This window comes from Variovorax multivorans (assembly GCF_051216835.1).
In the GTDB taxonomy this organism is placed as follows: domain Bacteria; phylum Pseudomonadota; class Gammaproteobacteria; order Burkholderiales; family Burkholderiaceae_C; genus Variovorax.
Genome location: NZ_JBPJZL010000002.1, coordinates 114,615 through 139,078 on the forward strand (window position 1 = coordinate 114,615; position 24,464 = coordinate 139,078).

The window sequence follows — 24,464 nt, forward strand, 5'->3', positions numbered from 1 at the left end:
AAGAGACATCACCATGCGCGTCTTCAGTGCCTCCCTCGCCACCGAAACCAACACCTTCGGCCCGATGCCGACCGGCCTCGCCTCCTTCAAGGACCGTGGCTACTTCCCCGCCGGCAAGCACCCCGAAGCGATGACTCTGTTCTCGGGCCCGCTGTGGGCCGCGCGCATGCGCGGCGCCGACAAGGACTGGACGCTCTTCGAAGGCATGGTGGCCGGCGCGCAGCCCAGCGGCACCACCACGCGCCACGCCTACGAAACGCTGCGCGACGAACTGCTGAACGATCTGCGTGCTGTACTGCCAGTCGACATGGTGCTGCTCGGCCTGCACGGCGCGATGGTGGCCGACGGCTACGACGACTGCGAAGGTGACCTGCTGGCGCGCGTGCGACAGATCGTCGGGCCTGGCGTGGTGATCGGCGCGGAGCTCGACCCGCACAACCACCTCACGCCCGCGATGGTGCAGAACTCCGACCTGATGATCTCGTTCAAGGAGTACCCGCACACCGACGTACTCGAACGCGGGCTGGAGCTGGTGGACCTCTGCGCCGCCATGGTCGAAGGCAAGGTCAAGCCGGTGGCTGCGGTGGTCGACTGCGACATGATCGTCACGGTCCATACCTCGCGCCAGCCGGCGCGCGGCTTCGTCGAGCGCATGCAGTCGCTCGAGGGCAAGAACGGCGTGCTGTCGGTCTCGCTCACGCATGGCTTCTCTTGGGGCGACGTGCCCGAGATGGGCACCAAGGTGTTGGTCTACACAGATGGCAACCAGGCCCAGGCCGACGCTCTTGCGCGCCAGCTCGCCGACGAAGTCATCGCCATGCGCGACGGCCTCACGGTCAACTACCCGAGCATCGATGCATCGCTCGACGAGGCGTTGGCCTTCGACGGCGGCCCGGTGGTGCTGTCCGATGGTGCGGACAACCCCGGCGGCGGCGCGGCAAGCGACTCCACCTTCATCCTGCGCCGCATGGTCGAGCGCGGCATCACCAACGCGGCGCTGGGCCCGCTGTGGGACCCGATCGCGGTGCGCATCGCATTCGACGCAGGCGTGGGCGCCAGGCTGCAGATGCGCATCGGCGGCAAGATCAGTCCGCTCTCTGGCGATCCGCTGGATCTGGAATGCACCGTGAAGGCGCTGAAGCATGACCTGGTGATGACGGGCCTAGCCGGCACGCCCACGCTGATGGGCGACAGCGCGCTGATCGAGGCGAACGGCATCGAGATCGTGCTGATCACGCTGCGCAACCAGGCGATGGGCACCGACCTGTTCACGCAGCTGGGCTGCGACCTCGCCGCGAAGAAGATCATCGTCGTGAAGTCGTCGCAGCACTTCTATGCCTCGTACTCCAAGGTGGCGAAGCACGTCATCTACGCGGGCGCACCGGGCGCCGTGACGCTCGACCTGAACACGCTGCCGTACCGCAAGGCCCGCCTGCCCAAGTGGCCGATCGGCGTCGCCGCCTGACCTCTTTTCCTTTCCTTCGCCCCCGACCGGAGAACCGACGATGAAACGACGAACGCTTGCCGCCCTCGCTGCCCTGGTGCTTTCCCTTCCGGCGTTCGCCCAGACGCCGCCTCCCAAGACGCTGAAGGTGGTGGCGCACGCCGACCTGAAGATCCTCGACCCGACCTTCACCACGGCGTACATCTCGCGCAACTTCGGCTACATGGTCTACGACACGCTGTTCGCGCAGGATGCGAGCGGCAAGCCCCAGCCGCAGATGGTCGACAAGTACACGACCTCGAAAGACGGCAAGCAGTGGAGCTTCACGCTGCGCCCGGGCCTCAAGTTCTCCGACGGTAGCGCCGTCACCTCGGCCGACGCCATCGCCTCGCTGCAGCGCTGGGCCGCACGCGACAGCCTGGGCCGCGCGATGGCGGCGAGCGGTGCCGAGTGGAAGGCAACCGATGCGCGCAGCTTCACGCTCACGCTCAACGAGCCCTTCGGCATGGTGCTCGAGGCGCTGGCCAAGCCCTCGGGCTTTCCGCCGGTGATCCTGCCCGAGCGGCTGGCCAAGATGCCGGCCACCGCGCCGCTGACCGAGGTGCTGGGCTCCGGCCCCTTCATCTTCAAGCGCGACGAGTGGGTGCCGGGCAACAAGACGGTGTTCGTGCGCAACCCCAACTACGTGGCGCGCAGCGAGCCGCCGAGCGGCCTGTCGGGCAGCAAGAAGAGCAGCTTCGATCGCGTCGAATGGCTCTACCTGCCCGACGCCAACAGCGCGGTGGCCGCTCTGAAGCGCGGCGAGGTCGACCTCATCGAACAGCTGCCGCCCGACTACATCGCGCCGCTGCGCACAGACACCGGCGTGAAGATCGGCGCCTTCGGCACCTACCAGGGCTTCCTGGTGATGAACCAGCTGCACCCGCCCTTCGACAACCCGAAGGTGCGCCAGGCGCTGCTGCAGGCAGTGAGCCAGGAACGCTTCGTGGCGGCCATGGGCTTCCCGCTGGACATGCGCATGGCCTACTGCGCCACCTACTTCATCTGCGGCAGCCCCAACGACACGGCCGCCGGTGCCGACCCCTACCGCAAGGCCGACGTGGCCAAGGCCAAGCAGTTGCTCGCGGCCTCCGGCTACAAGGGCGAGAAGGTGGTGCTGATGGTGCCCAGCGACGTACCCTACCTCAACGCCGAGGCGCTGATGGCCGCGCAGACCATGAAGAGCATCGGCCTGAACGTCGACGCGCAGAGCATGGACTGGGCTTCCATCGGCGCGCGCCGTGCCAAGCGCGACGCGGCCGACGCCGGTGGCTGGAACATGTACGTCACCGTGGCCGGCGAATTCGACGCCAACTCGCCCATCGCCAACGCCTACCTGGGCGCGGCGTGCGGCAACACGCTGCCCGGCTGGCCCTGCGACAAACCGCTCGACGAGCTGCGCACCGCATGGCTGAAAGAGACCGTGCCGGCCAAGCGCAAGGAGCTGCTCGACGCCTTCCAGCGCCGCGCCTACGAAGCCGTGCCGTACATCAACGCGGGCCAGTACTCGGCCGCGTTCGCCGCGCGCGCCAGCCTCAAGGGGCTGGACAAACTCTGGGCCGGCCTGCCGACGGTCTGGGTGCTCGACAAGTAAGACGAAGCACCAGCAAAAGACATCGCCATGGGCTACATCGTTCGACGCTTTCTCTCGACGCTCCCGGTCATGGCAGTGGTGGCCGTGGTGGTGTTCCTGCTGATCCACCTGTCGCCGGGCGACCCGGCCGCGCTCATCGCGGGCGACCTCGCCACCACCGAGGACATCGAGAAGCTGCGCGCCGCGCTCGGCCTGAACCTGCCTCTGTGGCAGCAGTTCGCGCTGTGGGTCGGCAAACTGTTCACCGGCGACCTCGGCACCTCGATCTTCACGCAGATGCCGGTGGCGCAACTGCTGGGGCAGCGGCTGGAGCCGACGGTGTCGATCGCGGCGCTGACCATGCTCATCACGCTGGTGGTGTCGGTGCCCCTGGGCACGCTCGCGGCGCATCGCGCTGGCAGCTGGATCGACCGGCTGGTGATGCTGTTCGCGGTGCTGGCGTTCTCGGTACCGGTGTTCCTGGTGGGCTACCTGCTGGTGTACAGCTTCGCGGTCCAGCTGCCGTGGTTTCCGGTGCAGGGCTATGTGCACTTTGCCGAGGGCCCGGGCGAATGGCTGCGTTCGCTGGTGCTGCCCTGCGTGAACCTCGCGCTGGTGTACATCGCGCTGGTAACGCGCATGACGCGCGCCACCGTGCTCGAAGTGCTGCACGAGGACTACATCCGCACCGCGCGCGCCAAGGGCCTGGGCGTGCTGCCGGTGCTGGGGCATGCGCTGCGCAACGCGGCCATTCCCATCGCCACCACTGTCGGCGCGGGCATCGCGCTGCTGATCGGCGGCGTGGTCGTCACCGAAACGGTGTTCGCCATTCCGGGCGTGGGCCGGCTCGTGATCGATTCGGTGCAGCGGCACGACTATCCGGTGATCCAGAGCGTGCTGCTGCTCTCGGCGGGGGTGTACGTGCTGATCAACCTGTTGATCGACCTGAGCTACCGCCTGTTCGACCCGCGCATCCAGTACTGATGAAGAAGAACCCCACGCAATGTCCACGGTCCTTCCCTTGAACACCATCCAGACACCCGACGCCGCGGCCGACGACGAAGCCCCCTTCGTGCCGCCGCGCTGGCGCTGGGTGCGCAAGCACCCGACGCTGATCATCGGCGCGCTGCTGCTGATCGCGGTGGCCATTCTCTCCATTGCCGCGCCGTGGATCGCCACGCACGATCCGCAAGACATCGACCCGCTCGCGCGCATGCAGCCGCCCTCCGGCGAGCACTGGTTCGGCACCGATGCGCTGGGCCGCGACGTGTTCAGCCGCGCCGTGTGGGGCGGGCGCGTGTCGATGATCGTGGGCGCCGCGGTCGCGGTGCTGGCCACCTGCTTCGGCATTGCGCTCGGGTTGGTGTCGGGCTTCGTGCGCTGGGCGGACGGGCCGATCATGCGGGTGATGGACGGGCTCATGGCCATTCCCGGCATCCTGCTGGCCATCGCGCTCATGGCGGTGACGCGTGCCAGCCTCGCGACAGTGATCATCGCCATCACGGTGCCCGAGATCCCGCGCGTGGTGCGGCTGGTGCGATCGCTCGCGCTCACGTTACGCGAGCAGCTGTTCGTGGAGGCAGCACATGCGGTGGGCACGCGGCTGCCGGTGATCCTGGTGCGCCACGTGCTGCCGAACATCGTGGCGCCGTTGGTGGTGCAGGCCACCTTCGTGGCGGCGGCCGCCGTGCTGACCGAAGCCGCGCTATCGTTCCTCGGCGTAGGCGTGCCTTCGCAGACGCCCAGCTGGGGCAACATGATGGCCGAGGGCCGCAACTTCGTGACGGTGGCGTTCCACATCATCCTGTACCCGGGGCTGCTGCTGGCGGCGACGGTGCTGGCGATCAACCTGCTCGGCGACGGCCTGCGCGATGCGCTCGACCCGCGCCTGGCGCGGCAACTGTGAAGGACATGTCATGACGCTCACCATGTCCCACACCGCCCTCGCCCCCGGCGAGCCACTGCTCGAAGTCGACAACCTGCGCACGCACTTCCACACGCTGGCGGGCGTGGTGCGTTCGGTCGACGGGGTTTCGTACACGGTGCGTGCAGGCCGCACGCTCGGCGTGGTCGGCGAATCGGGCTGCGGCAAGAGCGTGACGGCGCTGTCGATCCTGCGGCTGGTGCCCACGCCGCCCGGGCGCCACATGGGCGCGGTGCGGCTGCGCGGCACCGACCTGATGCAGCTCAGCGAACGCGAAATGCGGCAGATTCGCGGCAACCGCATCTCGATGATCTTCCAGGAGCCAATGACATCGCTGAACCCGGTGCTCACCGTGGGCCGGCAGATCGCCGAGACGGTGCAGCTGCACCAGAAGGCCAGCCGCGCCGATGCGATGAAGCGCGCGGTCGAGATGCTGCGCGTGGTGCAGATCCCCGAGCCTGAGCGGCGCGTGAACGAGTACCCGCACCAGCTCTCGGGCGGCATGCGCCAGCGCGTGATGATCGCGCTGGCCCTGGCCTGCAACCCCGAAGTGCTGATCGCCGACGAGCCGACGACGGCGCTCGACGTGACGATCCAGGCGCAGATCCTCGACCTCATCAAGCGCCTGCAGAAGGAGCTGGGCATGGGCGTGGTGATGATCACGCACGACCTGGGCGTGGTGGCAGAAAGCTGCGACCGCGTGGTCGTGATGTATGCCGGCAAGAAGGTGGAAGAGGCAGACGTGATCGACCTGTTCGACCGCCCGCTGCACCCCTACACGCGCGCACTGATGGCCTCGATGCCCGCGATGAACACCGCGAGCACGCGGCTCACCGAGATTCCGGGGCTGGTGCCGGCCGCGCACGAACTGGGGCGCGGCTGCGCCTTTGCGGCGCGCTGCAGCCAAGCGCGCGAACGCTGCCGCGCCGAGACGCCGCAGCTCGTGCAGCAAGGCGGCGACCATGTGGTGGCGTGCTTTGCAGTCGAAGAACACTGGGCAGGTACCGAGGAGATGGCCGCATGACGACGACCGCTGCAACGCCACTGCTGCAGGTGCGCAACCTGCGCAAGCACTACATCTCGCCCAAGCGCTGGCTGCGGCCGGCCAGGCCTTCGATCCAGGCGGTTGATGGCGTGTCGTTCTCCGTTGCGCGCGGCGAAACGCTGTCGCTGGTCGGCGAATCGGGCTGCGGCAAGACGACCACGGCCAAGTCGGTCATGCGACTGGTCGAGCCGACCTCGGGCTCGGTGCAGCTCGAGGGCGAAGAGCTGCTGACGCTGTCCGCCGAGGACATGCGCATGCGCCGGCGGCAGCTGCAGATTATTTTTCAGGACCCGTATGCCTCGCTGAATCCGCGCCTGACGGCTGGTGACATCGTGGCCGAGCCTCTGCGCAACTTCAGCATGGGCGCGGCGGCCGAGCGGCGCGAGCGCGTGCAGTGGCTGTTCTCGCGCGTTGGGCTGCGGCCCGAGGCGGCGAAGAGGTTTCCGCACGAGTTCTCGGGCGGACAGCGGCAACGGCTGGGCATTGCGCGGGCACTGGCGCTGAACCCGAAGCTGATCGTGTGCGACGAACCGGTGTCGGCACTCGACGTGTCGGTGCAGGCGCAGGTGGTCAACCTGCTGATGGACCTGCAGGCCGAGTTCGGCATCGCGTATCTCTTCGTGGCGCACGACCTTGCGGTGGTGCGGCACATCAGCCATCGCGTGGCCGTGATGTACCTGGGACACATCGTGGAGATCGCAGACCGCGACACGCTGTTCTCTTCGCCGCTGCATCCGTACACCGAGATTCTTCTGTCGGCCGTGCCCGTGCCCAACCCGCGCACACCTGCGCGCCGCATGCTGCTGCAGGGCGATCCGCCGAGCCCCGCCAACCCGCCTTCGGGTTGCCGCTTCCACACGCGTTGCCCGATGGCGCAGGCTGTGTGCAAGGAGAAGACGCCCGAGCTGACCGAGCGACCGTCGTCCGCGAACGGCAGCCACTGGGTTGCCTGCCATTTCCGCTGAAGAAGAAAGAAAGGATCTTTCCGTGTCCGAAAAACTTCCCCACTACGACCTGCTGATCCGCGGCGGCACCGTCATCGATGGCACCAAGGCGCCGCGCTTCGATGCCGACGTCGGCATTGTGAACGGCCGCATCGCCGCCATCGGCAAGCTCGCCGGCCACACGGCCGAGCAGACGCTCGACGCCACCGGCCGTATCGTCGCGCCAGGCTTCATCGACTCGCACACGCACGACGACCAGGCGGTGCTGTCGCAGGCGCAGATGCCGTTCAAGGTGTCGCAGGGCGTGACCACGGTGGTGGCGGGCAACTGCGGCATCAGCGCCGCGCCGCTGCGCGCCGACATGGACCTGCCGATGCCGCTGAGCCTGCTCGACTCGCCGGCGGAAGGCCGCTTCACCACCTTCGCGGCGTACCTCGATGCGCTGCGCGCCACGCCCTCGTCGGTGAACGTGGCGGCGATGGTGGGCCATTCGACCTTGCGCGCCGTGGTCATGGCCGACCTCGACCGGCCCGCGAACGACACCGAGATCGCAGCCATGCAGGCGCTGGTCGAAGAGGCGATGCAGGCTGGCGCCATCGGCCTGTCGACCGGCACCTTCTATCCGCCGGCGGTGAAGGCGACGACCGAGGAGATCATCGAAGTCGGCCGTCCGCTCAGCTCGCGCAAGGCGCTGTACGTGACCCACATGCGCGACGAGAGCGACCGCGTGATGGAGTCGCTGGAAGAAACCTTCCACATCGGCCGCGCGCTCGACATTCCGGTGGTGGTGTCGCACCACAAGGTGCAGAACACGCAGAACTTCGGCAAGACGAAGGTCACGCTGCCCTTCATCAAGGAAGCGATGCAGCACCAGTGCATCGGGCTCGACTGCTACCCCTACACGGCCGGCTCCACCATGATCCGCACCGATCGCGGAATGATGGAAGGCCGCGTGCTCATCGCCTCGAGCGTGCCGCACCCCGAATGCGCGGGCCGCGACCTGAAGGACATCGCCGCCGAATGGCGCGTGTCGGGCGAAGAGGCGGCCAGGCGGCTGCAGCCCGGCAGCGCGATCTATTTCATGATGGACGAGGACGACGTGCAGCGCATCCTCGCGTTCGACGAGACCATGATCGGCTCGGACGGCATTCCGCTGGGCGAGAAGCCGCATCCGCGCCTATGGGGCACCTTCCCGCGCGTGCTGGGGCACTACAGCCGCGACATCGGCCTGTTCCCTTTGGAAACGGCGGTGTGGAAGATGACGGGGCTCACGGCGCGCAACTTCGGCCTGCACGAGCGCGGCACTCTGAAGCCGGGCCACCACGCCGACGTGGTGATCTTCAACGCCGCGACGGTGCGCGACACCGCGAACTACGAAACGCCGATGCAGCCGGCCGAAGGCATCGATGCGGTGATCGTGAATGGCGCCGTGACCTGGCGCGACGGGGCGCACTGCGGGGTGCGCAACGGGCAGGTGATCACGCGGCGCGAGACTGCCTGAATGGCTTGAGCAGGCTCAGTCTGGAGCGTTCATCACGCGGTCGAATTCTTCGTCTGCCGGCACGTTGTCGGCATCGAGTTCGCTCGCATCGGTGAGATCGATGCCCGTTTCCTCCGACAGGTCGTCGGACACGTCGCTGTCCTGCTCCTCGAAGTCATCGGCGGGCGTGTCGTCCTCATCGTCTTCGGCGGGCGAGGCGGATCGCGCGGTGGCGTCGATGGTGTTCATGATCGGTTCCTCGGCTGATTTCTGACAGGCCCCCTATGGTGCGCCTGTTTCGGCCGTTCCGGTTCATCCGGCGCGCAGCGTCGGTGTCGGAAAGTTTCCCGCGGGATTCGCTAACCGGCTGACCGACCGTCAGTCCTTGTGCACGTGGCCGTGCTCCCCGTGGCCCGGGTCGTCGTGGCCGTGGTCGTGCCCATGCTCGCCGTGCGCCAGCCGGCTCACGAGCGTGACCAGCACGATGCCCGCGGCCAGCCAAAGGATCTGCGCGGCGGTCTGGCGCGCTGGAAGGCGCTTCTGCAGCTGCGGAATCAGGTCGGCCAGCGCCACGTAGACAAAACTGCTGCCGGCCAGCACCAGGAAGTACGGCAGCCAGCTGTGCAGCTGGTCGACCAGCCACCAGCCCGCGATGCCGCCCAGTGCGGTCATGGTGCCGGCGAGCGACACCTTCACCAGCGCCGCGCGCTGGTTGGCGGAGCTCTGGCGCAGCACGACGAGGTCGCCGATGTGGTGCGGAATTTCGTGCGCCAGCACCGCGATGGCGGCGACCAGGCCCAGGCGCAGGTCGGCGGTGAAGGCCGAGGCGATCAGGATGCCGTCGCCGAAGCAGTGCACGCTGTCGCCGGTGAGCACGGCCCAGCCGCCGGTACGGGGGCCATGGTCGTGCGCGTAGCCATGCGAGTGCCCGTGATCGTGGTCGTGCCCCTCGTGCCCGTCCTTCCCTTCGCCATGGTGATGTTCGTGCCCGTGGTGCCACAGCTCAGCCTTGTCGAGCAGGAAGAAGAACACCAGCCCGAACAGCAGCACCGCGAACAGCATCGCCGGTTCGATGCGGCTCTCGAACGCCTCGGGCAGCAGGTGCATGAATGCGGTGGCAAGCAGCGCGCCGGCCGCCAGGCTCAGCAGATGTTGCGGGTTCACGCCGCCCGAACCGCTGCGCACGCCTACCTTCAGCAGGAGGGCCGCGAGCCAGACGCTTCCGATACCGGCAACCAGGGTCGCCGCGATGATGACTATCAAATTCATAGCTGCTTGCGCAAGAGGAGCGGCCGCTGAAACTGTTTCAACAAGGCCGTTGTCCGTTCATAAAAAGAGAAAAGGCCGTCATTCGACGGCCTTCGGCGGGGGTGGCTACAGGGCGCCGTCTTCAGACGACGCCATTGGCTTTGAACCAGGCCGTGGCGCGTTGCCAGCCGTCGTCCGCCGCGCTCTTGACGTAGCTGGGGCGGTAGTCGGCATGGAATGCGTGGCCTGCTTCGGGGTACACGACGAAGCTCGACGCCTTGGCCGCCGGGGTTCCAGTGGCCAGAGCTGCTTTCATCTTATCAACCGTGTCAAGGGGGATCCCCTGGTCTTTTCCGCCATACAGGCCGAGCACCGGCGCCTGCAGGCTGGCGGCGATGTCGATGGGGTGCTTCGGCGTCAGTTCGCTGGGCTGCCCGACCAGTCGGCCGTACCAGGCAACGCCCGCCTTGACCTTGCCGGTGGCGGCATACAGCCACACGATGCGCCCACCCCAGCAGAAACCGGTGATGCCGGCCTTGCTGGTGTCGCCGCCGTTGGCCTTGGCATAGGCCAGCGCGCCGTCGAGGTCGGCCAGCACCTGTGCGTCGGGCACCTTGCTGACGATGTCGGCCTGCAGCTTGGGAATGTCGGTGTAGCCGCGCGGGTCGCCCTGGCGCGCATACAGCTCGGGCGCGATGGCGAGGTAGCCGAGCTTGGCGAAACGGCGGCAGGTGTCGGCGATGTACTCGTGCACGCCGAAGATTTCCTGGATCACCAGGATCACCGGCAGGCCGGTCTTGCCGGCGGGTGCCGCAGCGTAGGCGGGCACTTCGAAGCCGTTGACGGTGTACTTGATCGGGCCGGCCTTCAGGCCTTCGGCCGAGGTGCTGATGGCGGTCTGCGCGGCTACCGGCAGCACGGCGGCTGCATAACCCACGCCGATGGCGGCCTTTAGTGCAGTGCGGCGCGTGGCGCCCTGCTCGGTGCTCTCGCCGGGGCGAAGCGAATCGAAGTCGGAACGGCTGTCGTCGAGGGGCATGGGAAGGGCTCCAGTTGAATCGTCGGACAAGGGGCGTTGCGCTATGAAAAAACGCACGCCGCAATGTAGGCGAAATCGACTCCTGCCTCTATGACCCCTGGTTTCAGTGGGGTTGGTAGGCCTGGTAGGCCCGCCGGGCCAGCGCCGCGGCCAGCACCTGCGCGGGGTCGACGAGGTCGAGGCCGGCCACCGTCGCCGAGCCTTGCAGGCCCAGCGGCACCTCGGTGCAGCCCATGATGATGGTGACCGGGCCATGGCGCTCGGCCAGCCGCAGCGCCACATCAGAAAAGCATTGCTCGGCGAGCTGCATGTTGCCGGCCTTCACGCCGTCGAAGATGCCGCGCGTGATGGTGTGGCGCTCTTCGGCCAGCGGCACATGGCAGCCCAGGCCCGCTTCGGCCAGCGCCTGTTCGTAGAGGCGCACGCGGTAGGTGCCTTCGGTAGCCATCAGCGCGACGCTAGTGGTGCCCTGCCCGGCCAGCTGTTGCGCGGTTTCGCGCGCCATGTGCAGCAGCTCGACCTGCGGAAAGCGCTCCTGCAGGTTGGCGTGCCAGGCATGCGCGGTGTTGCATGCGATGGCCACGGCCCGGCTGCCGAGCGCGGCCAGCCGGCCCAGCGCCTGCAGCATCGGCTCCAGTGGCTGGTGCGCGCCCTGCTCGGCCGAAGCCAGCGCATCGGTACGGTCGGGCACCGGCACCTGCGCGAGCCAGTGCTCGGGAAAGGACTGGTCGCGCACCGGCTCGCCGCGCGCACGTATCTGCTGCGCGCAGGCCTGCACGAAAAGCCGCACGAAGTCGGCGCCCGCCGCGGGGCCCATGCCTCCAAGAATGCCGACCACCTGCGTCACTGCAATGTCCTTTTCTTATCTTCTCGTCGCGCCGGGATCAGGTCGCGGGCTTGTCGCTGAGAGCTTTCAGGTTCTCTTTCAGCTGCGGGCTCATCGGCAGGTTCAGCGGCACGTTCTTCGGCGGAATCGGCTGCATGAACCACTTGTTGTAGAGCTTCTCGAACTCGCCGCTCTTCATCAGGCCTGCGAAGGTGTCGTCGACCAGCTTCTTGAAAGCCGGGTCGTCCTTGGGCAGCATGCAGGCGTAGGGCTCGACCTGCAGCGCATCGCCCACCACTTCGAAGTCGGCCGGCGTCTTGGCGTTGGCGATCAGGCCGAACAGCAGGATGTCGTCCATGGCGAAGGCCACGGCACGGTCGCTCTCGACCAGCAGGAACGAATCGGCGTGGTCCTTGCCGAGCACGATGTCCATGCCGAGATTCTTCTCGGTGTTGTACTTGCGCATTACCAGTGCGTTGGTAGTGCCGGTGGTGCTGGCCACGGTCTTCTTCGCGAGGTCGGCGTAGTTCTTGATCTTCGAAGACTTCTTCACCAGCAGGCGCGTGCCGGTATAGAAGTGGTTGATGGCAAAGGCTACGTCCTTGCCGCGCGCGGTGTTGTTGGTGGTGGAGCCGCACTCCAGGTCGACCGTGCCGTTGGTGATCAGCGGAATACGGTTCTGCGAGGTGACGGGCATGAGCGCGACCTGCAGGTTGGGCTTGTTCAGTTTTTTCTTCACCGCCTCGACCACGGCGTTGGAGAGTTCGACCGAGAACCCGATCGGCTTGTTGGGGCCGTCGAGATAGCTGAAGGGCACCGACGACTCGCGATAAGAGAGCGTGATCTTGCCGGACTCGGCGATCTTGGCCAGCGTGTCGGCAGCCTGCGCGCCCGTGGCGCTGAAGAGCACCGTTGCGGCCATGGAAGCCATGAGGACGGAGAGTTTCATGCGAGCCTTCATTCGGTTGAACTGAACATGCGGCCAGTTTAAGAAGCAGCGAAACAAAACAACAATTCCAATTGAAAGCCGGCCCATGCCCAAAGGTTATGGGTGGGGGTTCTTTTGGCATTTCCGGCTGGAGCCGCGCGCGCCTACAGTCACGGCTCAAGTTCTCAATCTCCGGAAAGTTGCCTCCATGCATGTGTGTGTGCTCGGTGCCGGCATCGTGGGCCTGGCCACTGCCTGGCAGCTCGAACGCCAGGGCCACAAGGTCACCGTGATCGACCGCGCCGCCCCCGGCGCCGGCGCGAGCGGCGGCAATGGCGCGCAGCTCAGCTACTCGTACGTGCAGCCGCTGGCCGACCCGTCGATCTGGAAGCAGTTGCCCAAGCTGCTGCTGTCGCCCACATCGCCGCTCAAGCTGCGGCCGCAACTCGACCCGCTGCAATGGCGCTGGGGCATGGCCTTTCTCGCAGCCTGCAACGCACAGATTTCGCGCGACACGACGGCGAAGCTGCTGGCGCTGGCCGCATCGAGCCGTACAGAGTTCGAAGCGATGCGCGCCGACATCGCACCCGATTGCGATTTCTCGGCCACCGGCAAGCTGGTGCTGTACGCCAGCTCGGCATCGCTCGAAGGTGCGCGCGCGCAGCTCGAACTGCAGCGCGCCATGGGCAGCGAACAGCGCCTGGTAACGCCTGACGAATGCATCGCCATCGAGCCCGCGCTTGCCAGCTACCGCGGCCAGATGGCGGGCGCCGTGCACACACCGAGCGAGTGCGCGGCCGACTGCCTCAAGGTGTGCACCGAGCTCATGCGGGCATTGAGCGCGCGCGGCGTGCGCTTCATGCTCGGCGCCGACGTGCATGGCTTTGCGCGCAGTGAGAACCGCATCGCGGCCGTGCACACCAGCGAAGGCGACGTGGAGGCCGATGCCTTCGTGATGGCGCTGGGCTCCGCCTCGCACAAGCTGGGCCGTGCGCTGGGGGCCTATCTACCGGTGTATCCGCTCAAGGGCTACAGCATTACCGTGGAGGTCGATCCGTCGCCCGGCGCCGCGCCGCACGTGAACGTGACCGACAGCGCACGCAAGGTGGTGTTCGCGCGCATCGGCTCGCGCCTGCGTGTGGCGGGCATGGCCGAGCTGGTGGGGCATGACGCGAGCATTCCTGCGACGCGCATCGAGACGCTGGCAACGGCGACGCGTGCCCTCTTCCCGCATGCAAGCCGGCTCGAGGAACTGCACCCGTGGACAGGCATGCGGCCCGCCACGCCGAAGGGGTTGCCGATCATCGGCCGGCTGGAAAGTGCACCGTCGAACATGCTGTTCAACACGGGCCACGGCGCGCTGGGGTTCACGCTGGCCTTCGGCTCTGCGCTGCGAATTGCGCAGGCCCTGCAGGCCTGAGCACAAGCTGCTTCTTTCTCAGTTGGTGGTAACCAGCTTGAGCCCGATCACGCCGGCCAGGATCAGCGCAATGCATAGCAGCCGCATCGGCGCGGCCGAATCGCCCAGCACCACCATGCCTACGATCGCGGTGCCTGCGGCGCCGATGCCGGTCCACACTGCGTAGCCCGTTCCCATCGGCAATGTCCGCAGCGAGAGCGAAAGAAGCACCACGCTCGAGAGGCCTGCAGCGACCGTGAACAGCGCGGGCACCAGCCGCGTGAAACCTTCGGACGACTTCATCGCGAAGGCGAAGACGATTTCAAGAATGCCGGCAACGCCGAGTAATGCCCATGCCATGGCGTTCAGGCCTTGGCAGCGGCGGCAGTGGCAGCGGGCGTCGAGCGGAAGGTGATGCCGAAGCGATTGAAGGCGTTCATCAGGCCAATCGCATAGGTGAGGTCGGCCAGTTCCTTGTCGCTGAACTCGGCGGCGGCGGCTTCGTAGTCCGCATCGGGAACGCCGGTTTCGGCGACGCGCGTCACGGTTTCCGCCCAGGCGAGCGCGACCTGCTCGCGGCGGCTGAAGACTTCGCCCGCGTCGTGCCACACCGGGACCAGCACGAGCTTGTCGACCGCCAGGCCGGACTTGAGCAGGTCGCGCGAATGCATGTCGATGCAATAGGCGCAGCCGTTGATCTGCGAAACCCGCAGGTAGACGAGATCGACCAGTTGCTTGGGCAGGCCGCTTTTCTGGACGGCCATGTACACCCCTCCGAAAGCCTTGTAGACCTCGGGCGAAATCTTTGCGTAGTCGATGCGATTGCTCATGAAGAGTCCTTGTGTGTGCTGGTTGGAAAGGACTCCATCGTGCCGAATCTTGGTCTAGCTCAGAAGATCCATGAATGGCATTCGATACTGGGCCATGATGCTTCGAATCACATCAGGCTCAGGATGCGCTTTCCGAGCTTCTCGGCGGTGCGCCGGGAATCGATGTTCGTGAAGTTGACGAGCAGGGCCGAGGCGCCCTCGCCCTCCTTCGTCCAGTCTGACAGCGCCTCCGCGAACAGGCCGTCTTCCCGCATGCTCGCCACGAGCTCGCGATCCGATTGCCGGCCTTGCAGCCGCAGGATCAGGTGCATGCCGCCGGGTTGCGCGTCGATCCACACATGTTTTCCGAGCACGCTCTGCAGGCCTGCGCTGGTCGCCTCCCGACGCTCGGCATAGAGCCTGCGCATACGCTGGATGTGGCGCGCGAAGTGCCCCTCCGTGATGAAGGCGGTGACGATGGCTTGCGTCAGTTCGGGGCTGCCCCCGGCGAAGGTCTGGATGATCTGCTCGAAGCGCTCGACCTGCGACTCAGGCACGACGAGATAGGCCAGCCGGATGCTCGGAAAAAGCACCTTGCTGAAGGTGCCTGCGTAGAGCACGCGTCCGTCGCGGTCCAGGCTCTTCAGCGCAGGCAAAGGACGGCTGACATAGCGGTACTCGCCGTCGTAGTCGTCCTCGACGATCCACGCGTTGTGTCGTCCCGCCCAGTCGAGCAGCGCCTGGCGCCGGGGCAAGGACAACGACACGCCCAGCGGACTCTGGTGCGCCGGCGTGACCACGGCTGCGCGCGCGCGTGGCGCCGACTTGATGCCCTCGGAAACGACCATGCCCTCCTGGTCCACGCGCACCGGGACAGCCGCGATTTGCATGTGCGCAAGCAGTTCCCGCGTGGGCGGGTAGCCCGGGTCTTCGAGCCAGACGCGGTCCCCCGCCTTCAGCAAGGCGAGGCCGATCAGCTCGATGGTGTGGCGGTATCCCGAGGTCACGAACACCTGCGATGCAGCGCAGTTGATGCCACGCGACACCTGCAGATACGCGGCGATTTCCGCACGCAGCTTTGGCAACCCGTAGATGGAGGGATGCGCCATGTCGGATGGCTGCATGGCACGCACGCATCGCGCGCCCAGGCGGGCCCATATCTTTCGAGGGAATTCGTCGAGGGCGGGCAGCCCCATTTGAAACGGAAGAATCGAATCCGGCCGGAAACCGATCGAAGAAATTCTCTTGTCGAGCGCAGGCTCCGGAATTGCCACCGGCGTTTGCGGCTTGAGGCCCGGCGCCACGATGGTCCCGGCCTGACCGCGCGCCTGGATGTATCCCTCGGCGACCAGCAAGGAATAAGCGGCTTCGATCGTTCCTCTTGCCAGGCCCAATTCCTTGGCCAGCGCGCGTGCGGCGGGTATCCGGTCGCCGGGCTTGAGCAACCCGCCGGAAATGGCATTGCGAAATCGCTCGTAGATCTGCCGGTAGTACGGCTCGGCCGCTGCGGGGTCCAGGGGCGATACGGGGCTGCTCTTTTTATCGATCATGGATCAATCACAAGCTCCATTCTTGGCTCTGGAGTGTAGGCCATGCAAATTCTAGGATTGACGCCTCTCTCTTGCGGCCATATCAATCATGAAAATCCTGCACGTCAATTGCAGCTCTCGCGGGCAAGCCTCCGAGAGCTTCAGGCTCTCCCGAAAAATCGTCGATCTTCTGCTGAAGAAATCGCCCGGTGCGGTATTGGTCCATCGAGAAATTGGTGGTGGCGCCATTGGGCATATCGACGCGAATTACGCGCTTGCCCAGCATTCGTCCACAGCGGAAATAGATCAGGAAGGTTCGATTTCCACATCCGAAGAATTGATCAGGGAACTGGAGAACTCGGACATCGTGGTCATCGGAACGCCCATGCACAACCTGGGCGTGCCCTCTGCGCTGAAGGCCTGGATCGATCACGTCGTTCGGGCGCGCCGCACGTTCAATGTGGGCGCCGCGGGCAAGGTAGGCACGCTGCGCGACCGCCCGGTCTTCATCGCCGTGGCCTCGGGCGGGAGATTTTCCGGGGAACACGCACGCCAGCCGGATTTCCTCACGCCGTACCTGACGACCATCCTGGGCACCATCGGGCTGAAGGACCTGAATTTCTTTTCGATCCAGGGCACAGGCCTCGGCCCGGATGTCGTCGCGCAGGCCAGGGCCAAGACCGACCTGGCGCTGCAGGCGTATTTCTCTTAGAGCGCCTCTTGGATCGCCTGCTGCATGCAGCGCGTGATGCCGCGCACCGCCACCGAATCGGGCCGCGCTGCAAAACGCAGCGCGCGAATCGGCACCGGAATGTGCGGTTCCAGCGTCAGCACCTCGACCTTCGTACGATCCGCCGAGCGCGCCGTGCAGCCGTCGACCAGCGCCACGCCGATGCCGTGATGCGCCATGGCCAGCGCCGCGTGGTAGGTCTGCACCGTGACCACCGCCTGCTGGAAGCCCACGCCCGCCTGCCGGCAGGCTTGGCTCAGGCTGGTGCCGACAGGGTCGCGGCTGTCGAGGCCGATCACCGGCCGGTTGACGAGATCGTGCAGCGCCACCGAACCGTTGCGCACCAGCGCGCGCGGCAGCATGCCCTTGGGCGCAATGCACACCATGCGGCTGTCGGCCAGTGTTTCCTGCGTGAGCGAGGGATGCACCGCGGGGCTGAATGCAAAGCCCACGTCGGCCTCCTGCAGCAGCAGCGCCGACATGATCTGCGGCGAGTGCAGCGACTCGACGGTAATTGCATAGCCTGGGTGCTTTTCGCGGAAGGCCTTGAGCGCGCGCGGCAGGATGTCGTAGCTCAACGCCAGCACGCTCAGGATGCGCAGCTCGCCCGTGTCACCCGCGGTGCGCAGGTTGGAGGCAAGCCGCTGCACCTCGTCGAGCTGCGCGAACAGCCGCTCGATGTGCGGATACAGCGTGAGCGCTTCTGTCGTCGGCGTGAGCCGGCCCTTGGCGCGCTGGAACAGCGGAAAGCCCAGCTGCAGTTCGGCATGCTGCAGCGTGCGGCTCACCGCCGGCTGCGTGATGTTGATGAGCCGCGCCGCCGCGCTCACGCTGCCGGTGAGCATGATCGCGTTGAAGACTTCGATGTGACGAAGGCGCATCGCGGGCTATGGATGGATGGATCGATCAGTTACCCGAAGCGGTCTTGCCTCGCGCGATATCCATCACCATGCGGGTGCCGAGGTACAGGCGCGGCTCGATGGAGTTGACCAGCACGTACTCGGCATCGGCCGAGTGCGCGCCGAAGCCCTGCAGGCCGAAGCGCTCGATGACGGGCGCCTTGGTCTTGAGCGCCGCAAAGGCCGCATCGGTACCGCCGCCGGCGGCCTTGTCGTCGGCGCCCAGCGGCAGGCCGAGCTCGTCCTTGTAGATCTGCTGCGCGTGACGGGCCATGGCGCGCGAAGCGTCGGTGGCCTCCAGCGGCGGACGGCGGCGCTCGAAGTTCATTTCGACCTTGGCCTCGGGAATCAGCTGCTTCTTCACGCGCTCGTTCACCTGTTGCTCGATGCGGTCATAGTCGCTGACCTTCAGCACGCGCACGTCGGCACCTGCGGTGGCGCTGGCCGGAATCACGTTGCGGTTGGTGCCCGACTTCGAGATGGTCCAGTTCATCTTCAGGCCCGTGGCCGGGTCGGACAGGTCACGCATCTGCAGAATCTGGTGCGACAGCTCGTACAGCGCGTTCACACCCAGCTCGGGCGCCGAGCCCGCATGCGAGGCCTTGCCCATGACATGCAGCGTGACCGAGGCAATGCCCGCCGTGGCGAGCGAGAGCTTGTCTTCCTTCACGTAGGCGCCTTCGAAGGACAGCACCGCGTCGTGCTCGCTGCCCATGCGCGTGATGAGCGCGCGTGCACCGGGCGAGCTGATTTCTTCGTCGCCGTTGATCAGCACGGTGAGCGTGCCGTATTCCTTGAACTTCATTGCCTGCAGCATCGACACGATGTGCGTGATGACGGCCACGCCCTGCTTGTCGTCGGCGATGCCCAGGCCGTAGGCCTTGTCGCCGTCGATGCGGAACGGCTGCTTGTTGAGCATGCCCACGGTGTAGACCGTGTCCATGTGCGCGATCAGCAAGATCTTTTTCTTGCCCGTGCCCTTGAAGGTGGCACGTACCACGCGGCCCATTTTCTCGGGCGTGTCTTCCATGCGGTAGGCCTCGGCGCTCGGGTCGATCAGCTCGACCTGGCCGCCCAGCGCTTTGAACTTCGCGGCAATGAGGTCGGAGATTTTTTCGAGTCCGTCGAGGTCGCGGCTGCCCGATTCGATGGAAACCAGTTCCTTCAGGGTGTCGAGCAGCGCCGGCTTTTCCTTGGCGGCGAGCGAAGCGACTTGCGCGTCAGGTGCGGCAAAGGCAGTGCCGAAGCAGGCCGCGCAGACGGCGGCGAGCAGGAGTTTGCGGTGCGGAAATTGAGTCATGTGCGTGCGTTCTTCTCGGTTGGTTGTCTCGTCTTTTTATTCATCAATGCGCCTTGTCCCAGTTGGGACCGACACCGATCTCGGCCAGCAGCGGCACCTTCAGCGCGGCCACGCCGGCCATGAGACGAGGGACTTCGGTGCGCACCCATTCGATCTCGGCCTCGGGCACTTCGAACACCAGTTCGTCGTGCACCTGCATGATCATCCGGGTGCCGCGCTTCTCCTCGTCAAGCACGTTCTGTACCTTGACCATGCTGAGCTTGATCAGGTCGGCGGCCGTGCCTTGCATCGGCGCATTGATGGCCGCGCGCTCGGCGCCGCCGCGGCGCGGGCCGTTGGGCGAATTGATCTCGGGCAGGTAGAGGCGCCGGCCGAACACGGTCTCCACGTAGCCCTGCTCCTTGGCCTGCGCCTTGGTCTCGTCCATGTAGGCCTTCACGCCCGGGTAGCGCGCAAAGTAGCGCTCGATGTACGAGGCCGCGGCCTTGGTCTCGATGCCGAGGTTGCGCGCAAGGCCGAAGCTGCTCATGCCATAGATGAGGCCGAAGTTGATGACCTTGGCATAGCGGCGCTGCTCGCTCGACACCTGGTCGGGCGTGGAGCCGAACACCTCGGCGGCGGTGGCGCGATGCACGTCGATGCCTTCGGTGAACGCGCGCAGCAGCGACTCGTCGCCGCTGATGTGGGCCATGATGCGCAGCTCGATCTGCGAGTAGTCGGCGCTGGCGATCACGCTGCCCGCCGGTGCCACGAAGGCCTCGCGCACGCGGCGGCCTTCGGGTGTTCGGATCGGAATGTTCTGCAGGTTGGGGTCGTTGCTGCTGAGGCGGCCCGTGACGGCCACTGCCTGCGCGTAGTGCGTGTGCACGCGGCCGGTGCGTGGGTTGGCGAGCTGGCCGAGCTTGTCGGTGTAGGTGCCCTTGAGCTTCGACAGGCCGCGGTGTTCGAGGATCTTGGCCGGCAGCGGATAGTCTTCGGCCAGCTTCTCGAGCACCTCTTCGTCGGTGCTGGGCGCGCCGCTCGGCGTCTTCTTGACCACGGGCAGGCCCAGCTTGGTGAAGAAGATCTCGCCGATCTGCTTGGGCGAACCGAGGTTGAAGGGCTGGCCGGCGATGTCGTAGGCCTCCTGCTCCAGTTCCATGATGCGCTTGCCGAGCTCATGGCTTTGCGTGGCAAGCGTAGGGGCATCGATCAGCACGCCGTTGCGCTCGACGCGGTAGAGCGCCTCGCTCGAATCCATCTCGAGCTGGTAGATGAAGCGCAGTTTTTCGTCGGCTTCGAGGCGCGGCCACAGCGTGTTGTGCACGTCGAGCGTCTGGTCGCTGTCCTCGCACGAATACTCCGCCGCCTTGGCGATGTCGACCTGGCTGAACGGGATCTGGTGCGCACCCTTGCCGCACAGGTCTTCGTACGAGATGCCGCTGCGACCCAGGTGGCGCTCGGCCAGGCTGGAAAGACCGTGTGGCTTATGCACTTCGAGCACGTAGCTCTGCAGCATGGTGTCGTGCGCGTAGCCCTGCACCTCGATGCCGTGGTTGGCGAACACGTGGCGGTCGTACTTGATGTGCTGGCCGAGCTTTTTCTTGGCGCCGTTCTCCAGCCAGGGCTTGAGCTTCGCGAGTACCTCGTCGATGGGCAACTGCTCGGGCGCATCGGGGTAGTTGTGCGTAAGCGGGATGTAGGCCGCTTCGCCGGGCGTGACACTGAAGCTCACGCCGACGATCTGCGCGACCATCTCGTCGAGCGAGGTGGTCTCCGTGTCGATGGCCGCGAGTTCGGCGGCTTCGAGCTTTGCGAGCCAGGCGTCGAACTGCGCCCAGGTGAAGATCGTGTCGTACTTGAGATTGCTCGCGGGCGCGGCGGCCTCCTGCGCCTCGAGCTCGGAGGGTTCGTCGAACAGGCCGCCCTGGTCGCTGTCGGCCTTGGAGGCCGCCTTCTTCTTGATGTTCTCTTCGATCAGCTCGGGCGGCACTTCCTGCGCTTCGAGCGACTTGACCAGGCTCTTGAAGCCGAACTTCTCGTAGAAGGGTTTCAGCTCGGCGGTCTGTGGCGCGCCGACGGGCAGGCCTTCGAGCGACGGCAGGCCGGTGACGTGGCCGTCGAGGTCGCAGTCGGTACGGATGGTGACGAGGCGCTTGCTCAGCGGCAGCTTGTCGATGGCCTGGCGCAGGTTTTCGCCCGCGGCGCCCTTCACTTCGGCGGCGCGTTCGATCAATGCATCGAGCGAGCCGTATTCGAGCAGCCATTTGGCTGCGGTCTTGGGACCGACCTTCGGGACGCCGGGCACGTTGTCGACCGTATCGCCCACCAGCGTCTGGTAGTCGATCATCAGGTTCGGCGGCACGCCGAACTCGGACGTCACGCCTGCCACGTCGCGCTTCTTGCCGTTCATCGTGTCGATGATGGTGATGTGCTCGTCGACCAGCTGGCTCAGGTCCTTGTCGCCGCTGGACACGATCACCTCGACGCCTTGGGCGGCAGCGACCTTGGCGAGCGTGCCGATGACGTCATCGGCTTCCACGTCGGGCACGCTGAGCACGGGCCAGCCGAGCAGCTTCACCACTTCGTGGATGGGGTCGATCTGGCTGCGAAGGTCGTCGGGCATCGGCGAGCGGTTGGCCTTGTATTCGGGGTACCAGTCGTCGCGGAAGGTCTTGCCGGGCGCGTCGAAGATGCAGGCTGCGTAATCGGCGCGCACCTCGCGGCGCAGCGCGGTCATCATGTTGATCATTCCCCGGATGGCCCCGGTCGCCGGACTCTTGGGATCGCCGGGCACGGCCCGCAGATCGGGCATCGCGTGGAAGGCGCGGTAGAGGTAGCTCGAGCCATCGACGAGCAGCAGCGTTTTCTTGTCGGTCATCGGGCCATTTTGCCGTGCCCGCGACGGCGTCCGAAGCCACGACGGCACGCGGTGTCAACCGACGCCCCGGAACCGGGGGCGAGCCTACAATCAAGGCATGCCTAGCTCCACACTCCTGGTCGCCCGCCGCATCCTGCTGGCGCTGGCTTTCGCAGCCCCCATTGCCGCCGTACAGGCGCAGCAGCCCGCAGCCGCCCCCGCGGCGGCCCCGGCCGCATCGCTACCAAATCAGGAGCAGGACAAAGCCGAAGGCCGACGCAACCAGAAGGTCGAGAACATCCATACCGAGGACAGCGGCGCCTCGGTCGACGAAGTCCGCTACGGCGGCCGCACGCAGAGCATCAACGTCACGCCCAAGGCCAACGTGCCGGGCTACGAAGTGCTGCCCGCCGACGCGTACACGGGACGCCAGGGCTCGTCGGAAACGGGCGCCAACGGCCCCCGCGTCTGGAACGTGATGAAGTTCTGACCGTGCGTTCTTTCGTCCTGGTTTTTGCAGCGGCAACGCGGCGCTGAGTACCGCAATGGCAGTTTTCACCGAAGTCAGTTTCGGCGAGGCAGACGCGCTCGTCCAACGCCTGGGCCTGGGCCCGCTGCGCGAGTTGCGCGGCATCGAGGGCGGCATCGAAAACACCAACTACTTCGCGACCACCGAGTCCGGCGAGTTCGTGTTGACGCTGTTCGAGCGCCTGAGTGCCGAGCAGCTCCCGTACTACCTTTGTCTGATGAAGCACCTGGCGGCTGCCGGCCTGCCTGTGCCCGCGCCCGTGGCGGCGGCTGAGCCCGCCGCCGCCGAGAAACCCAGGAAGAACCAGCCCCCCGTGCCCGCCGAAGCCGCGTGCGACCTGCTGCACATCGTGGCCGGCAAGCCTGCTGCGGTGGTGCAGAAGCTCTCGGGCCACAGCGAACTGGCCCCCGGCACGGCGCATTGCGCCGAACTGGGCGCGATGCTGGCACGCATGCACCTCGCGGGGCGCGACTACCCCCGCATCCAGCCAAACCTGCGCGGCCTGCACTGGTGGAACGAGACGGTGCCGGTGGTGCTGCCGTACATCGAGGAATCGCAAGCCGGCCTGCTGCGTGCCGAACTGGCCTACCAGAACCACGTCGCCGAGTCATCGGCCTATGCGGCGCTGCCGCGTGGCCCGGTGCATGCAGACATGTTCCGCGACAACGTGATGTTCGCGACCGGCGGCGAGGCCGGCGCTGCGCCGCGCCTGACCGGCGTGTTCGACTTCTACTTCGCCGGCACCGACACCTGGCTGTTCGACCTGGCCGTGTGCCTGAACGACTGGGCCATCGACCTGCCGTCCGGCCGGCACGACGCCGAACGCGCCGATGCGCTGCTGTCGGCCTACGAAACCGTGCGACCGCTGAACGCCGCCGAGCGCGCCCTGCTGCCCGCGATGCTGCGCGCCGCGGCGCTGCGCTTCTGGATTTCCCGGCTCTGGGACTTCCATCTGCCGCGCGAGGCGAGCATGCTCAAGCCCCATGACCCCACGCACTTCGAACGCGTGCTGCGCGACCGCGCCACCCACCCGCATGCCATGGCACAGGCCCTCGAGCCGCTGCTGGCTGCCTGACCTCTACACATGAAACTCAACCTCGTGCCGGCGCGAACCGGCGTCGAATGGGTCCGCCTCGGACTCAAGAACTTCTGGCGGCAGCCGCTGGCCTTTGTCTCGCTGTTCCTGATGTTCATGGCGCTGATCACGAGCATCTCGCAGCTGCCGCTGATCGGCAGATTCATTCCGTTCGTGCTGCTGCCGTTCTCCACGCTGGGCTTCATGGTCGCGGCGTCGGTGGCCGACGCCTCGGCGACCAACACCGATCTTCCAGGAGACGCGGTCGGCGTGAAAAAACCGACCGGCGCACTCATGTTCCTGTCGGTGGCGCGTGCCATGCGAACGGAATGGCGCGCGCTGGCTGTACTTGGCGTGATCTCGGCGGTGTATTGCTTCCTGACCGTGTTCCTGACCGCGCTGGTCGACGGCGGCCAGTTCATGCGCAGCTACCTGCTGGGCGAAACCCCGACGAAGGAAGTGCTGGAAAGCAGCCGCTTCCAGATGGCGAATCTGCTTCAGATGTGCCTCGCGCTGCCGCTGGTCGCGGCGATGTGGCATGCGCCCGCGCTGGTTCACTGGCACCGGGTGGAGCCGGTGAAGAGCATTTTCTTCAGCCTGGTGGCGATGTTCCGGAATTTCGGCGCCTATGCGCTGTACTGGCTCGCGTGGTGCGGCGTGCTGGTGCTTGGCCTGCTGGCGGCGGCGCTGGTCGGCACCATCGTGATCGGCGTGGGCTCTCTGGGCTCGGACACCGGCGCAATGGCCATCGGCAACATCCTGATGGTCGGCACGGTGCTGACGCTCGCCGCCATGGCGCAGGCGTCGAACTGGTTCACCTTCCGCGACACCTTCAATCCGGACTGAGCGCCGCCGCGGCCGGCGG

General features: G+C 66.4%; 23 protein-coding genes. 12 read left to right on the forward strand and 11 right to left on the reverse strand.

Annotated features, from left to right (window positions below):
* The first annotated feature begins 13 nt into the window (after positions 1 to 13).
* From ACSFCA_RS04095 to ACSFCA_RS04125, 7 genes are read left to right on the forward strand one after another with little or no spacing between them, the layout of a single operon-like run.
* On the forward strand, positions 14 to 1,465 hold the full coding sequence (locus tag ACSFCA_RS04095; RefSeq protein ID WP_435458721.1) for a M81 family metallopeptidase: 1,452 nt from the start codon (positions 14 to 16) through the stop codon (positions 1,463 to 1,465).
* Between the two features lie 40 nt (positions 1,466 to 1,505).
* Entirely contained in the window at positions 1,506 to 3,077 is a 1,572-nt protein-coding gene (locus ACSFCA_RS04100; RefSeq protein ID WP_435458722.1) for an ABC transporter substrate-binding protein, read from the forward strand.
* A gap of 27 nt (positions 3,078 to 3,104) precedes the next feature.
* On the forward strand, positions 3,105 to 4,040 hold the full coding sequence (locus ACSFCA_RS04105) for an ABC transporter permease (RefSeq protein ID WP_093049926.1): 936 nt from the start codon (positions 3,105 to 3,107) through the stop codon (positions 4,038 to 4,040).
* A 19-nt stretch (positions 4,041 to 4,059) separates the two neighbouring features.
* Entirely contained in the window at positions 4,060 to 4,962 is a 903-nt protein-coding gene (locus ACSFCA_RS04110; RefSeq protein WP_435458723.1) for an ABC transporter permease, read from the forward strand.
* Between the two features lie 10 nt (positions 4,963 to 4,972).
* A complete protein-coding gene (locus ACSFCA_RS04115) occupies positions 4,973 to 6,004 on the forward strand; it encodes an ABC transporter ATP-binding protein (RefSeq protein ID WP_435458724.1) in 1,032 nt (343 codons plus the stop codon).
* On the forward strand, positions 6,001 to 6,990 hold the full coding sequence (locus ACSFCA_RS04120; protein ID WP_435458725.1) for an ABC transporter ATP-binding protein: 990 nt from the start codon (positions 6,001 to 6,003) through the stop codon (positions 6,988 to 6,990). The genes ACSFCA_RS04115 and ACSFCA_RS04120 overlap by 4 nt, the downstream gene beginning before the upstream one ends.
* Before the next feature lie 22 nt (positions 6,991 to 7,012).
* A complete protein-coding gene (locus ACSFCA_RS04125; RefSeq protein ID WP_435458726.1) occupies positions 7,013 to 8,470 on the forward strand; it encodes an N-acyl-D-amino-acid deacylase family protein in 1,458 nt (485 codons plus the stop codon).
* A 15-nt stretch (positions 8,471 to 8,485) separates the two neighbouring features.
* Here ACSFCA_RS04125 and ACSFCA_RS04130 read toward each other — a convergent pair whose 3' ends face one another.
* The 5 genes from ACSFCA_RS04130 to ACSFCA_RS04150 form a co-directional block, all read right to left on the reverse strand.
* Complete coding sequence (locus ACSFCA_RS04130) at positions 8,486 to 8,698, reverse strand: hypothetical protein (RefSeq protein ID WP_093049911.1); 213 nt, start codon at positions 8,696 to 8,698, stop codon at positions 8,486 to 8,488.
* Positions 8,699 to 8,827: 129 nt separating this feature from the next.
* Entirely contained in the window at positions 8,828 to 9,718 is an 891-nt protein-coding gene (locus ACSFCA_RS04135) for a ZIP family metal transporter (protein ID WP_435458727.1), read from the reverse strand.
* A gap of 121 nt (positions 9,719 to 9,839) precedes the next feature.
* The gene (locus ACSFCA_RS04140; RefSeq protein ID WP_435458728.1) at positions 9,840 to 10,736 is read right to left on the reverse strand and encodes a dienelactone hydrolase family protein; all 897 of its coding nucleotides are present in this window, start codon (positions 10,734 to 10,736) and stop codon (positions 9,840 to 9,842) included.
* 103 nt (positions 10,737 to 10,839) lie between these two features.
* Complete coding sequence (locus ACSFCA_RS04145; RefSeq protein ID WP_435459049.1) at positions 10,840 to 11,589, reverse strand: aspartate/glutamate racemase family protein; 750 nt, start codon at positions 11,587 to 11,589, stop codon at positions 10,840 to 10,842.
* Between the two features lie 31 nt (positions 11,590 to 11,620).
* Positions 11,621 to 12,511, reverse strand: a complete 891-nt coding sequence (locus tag ACSFCA_RS04150) for a transporter substrate-binding domain-containing protein (RefSeq protein WP_258350579.1) — start codon at positions 12,509 to 12,511, stop codon at positions 11,621 to 11,623.
* Between the two features lie 187 nt (positions 12,512 to 12,698).
* Here ACSFCA_RS04150 and ACSFCA_RS04155 point away from each other — a divergent pair, with 187 nt between their 5' ends.
* Positions 12,699 to 13,910, forward strand: coding sequence for a D-amino acid dehydrogenase (locus ACSFCA_RS04155; RefSeq protein ID WP_435458730.1), 1,212 nt, complete (start codon positions 12,699 to 12,701; stop codon positions 13,908 to 13,910).
* 18 nt (positions 13,911 to 13,928) lie between these two features.
* On the opposite strand, the gene ACSFCA_RS04160 is transcribed toward ACSFCA_RS04155, so the two are convergent.
* The 3 genes from ACSFCA_RS04160 to pdxR all read right to left on the reverse strand — a co-directional run bounded on the left by ACSFCA_RS04160 (position 13,929) and on the right by pdxR (position 16,248).
* The gene (locus ACSFCA_RS04160) at positions 13,929 to 14,249 is read right to left on the reverse strand and encodes a DMT family transporter (RefSeq protein WP_435458731.1); all 321 of its coding nucleotides are present in this window, start codon (positions 14,247 to 14,249) and stop codon (positions 13,929 to 13,931) included.
* A 5-nt stretch (positions 14,250 to 14,254) separates the two neighbouring features.
* The gene (locus ACSFCA_RS04165) at positions 14,255 to 14,719 is read right to left on the reverse strand and encodes a carboxymuconolactone decarboxylase family protein (RefSeq protein ID WP_258350582.1); all 465 of its coding nucleotides are present in this window, start codon (positions 14,717 to 14,719) and stop codon (positions 14,255 to 14,257) included.
* Positions 14,720 to 14,826: 107 nt separating this feature from the next.
* A complete protein-coding gene (gene pdxR / locus ACSFCA_RS04170) occupies positions 14,827 to 16,248 on the reverse strand; it encodes a MocR-like pyridoxine biosynthesis transcription factor PdxR (RefSeq protein ID WP_435458732.1) in 1,422 nt (473 codons plus the stop codon).
* A gap of 88 nt (positions 16,249 to 16,336) precedes the next feature.
* Between pdxR and ACSFCA_RS04175 the strand changes: the two genes are divergently transcribed.
* Positions 16,337 to 16,939: an FMN-dependent NADH-azoreductase gene (locus tag ACSFCA_RS04175; RefSeq protein WP_435458733.1), complete on the forward strand. Its 603-nt coding sequence runs from the start codon at positions 16,337 to 16,339 to the stop codon at positions 16,937 to 16,939.
* Here ACSFCA_RS04175 and ACSFCA_RS04180 read toward each other — a convergent pair.
* From ACSFCA_RS04180 to polA, 3 genes are read right to left on the reverse strand one after another with little or no spacing between them, the layout of a single operon-like run.
* Entirely contained in the window at positions 16,936 to 17,838 is a 903-nt protein-coding gene (locus ACSFCA_RS04180) for a LysR family transcriptional regulator (RefSeq protein ID WP_258350585.1), read from the reverse strand. The genes ACSFCA_RS04175 and ACSFCA_RS04180 overlap by 4 nt on opposite strands.
* Before the next feature lie 25 nt (positions 17,839 to 17,863).
* Positions 17,864 to 19,156 carry a M20/M25/M40 family metallo-hydrolase gene (locus ACSFCA_RS04185; protein ID WP_435458734.1) on the reverse strand — a complete coding sequence of 431 codons (1,293 nt, stop codon included), beginning with the start codon at positions 19,154 to 19,156 and terminating at the stop codon, positions 17,864 to 17,866.
* A gap of 43 nt (positions 19,157 to 19,199) precedes the next feature.
* The gene (polA, locus tag ACSFCA_RS04190; RefSeq protein WP_435458735.1) at positions 19,200 to 22,016 is read right to left on the reverse strand and encodes a DNA polymerase I; all 2,817 of its coding nucleotides are present in this window, start codon (positions 22,014 to 22,016) and stop codon (positions 19,200 to 19,202) included.
* Between the two features lie 97 nt (positions 22,017 to 22,113).
* Between polA and ACSFCA_RS04195 the strand changes: the two genes are divergently transcribed.
* The 3 genes from ACSFCA_RS04195 to ACSFCA_RS04205 are packed head-to-tail and all read left to right on the forward strand — an operon-like array spanning position 22,114 to position 24,445.
* Positions 22,114 to 22,485, forward strand: coding sequence for a hypothetical protein (locus ACSFCA_RS04195; RefSeq protein WP_435458737.1), 372 nt, complete (start codon positions 22,114 to 22,116; stop codon positions 22,483 to 22,485).
* A gap of 55 nt (positions 22,486 to 22,540) precedes the next feature.
* On the forward strand, positions 22,541 to 23,599 hold the full coding sequence (locus ACSFCA_RS04200) for a homoserine kinase (RefSeq protein ID WP_435458738.1): 1,059 nt from the start codon (positions 22,541 to 22,543) through the stop codon (positions 23,597 to 23,599).
* Between the two features lie 9 nt (positions 23,600 to 23,608).
* Positions 23,609 to 24,445: a BPSS1780 family membrane protein gene (locus ACSFCA_RS04205; protein WP_258350589.1), complete on the forward strand. Its 837-nt coding sequence runs from the start codon at positions 23,609 to 23,611 to the stop codon at positions 24,443 to 24,445.
* Positions 24,446 to 24,464: the final 19 nt, after the last annotated feature.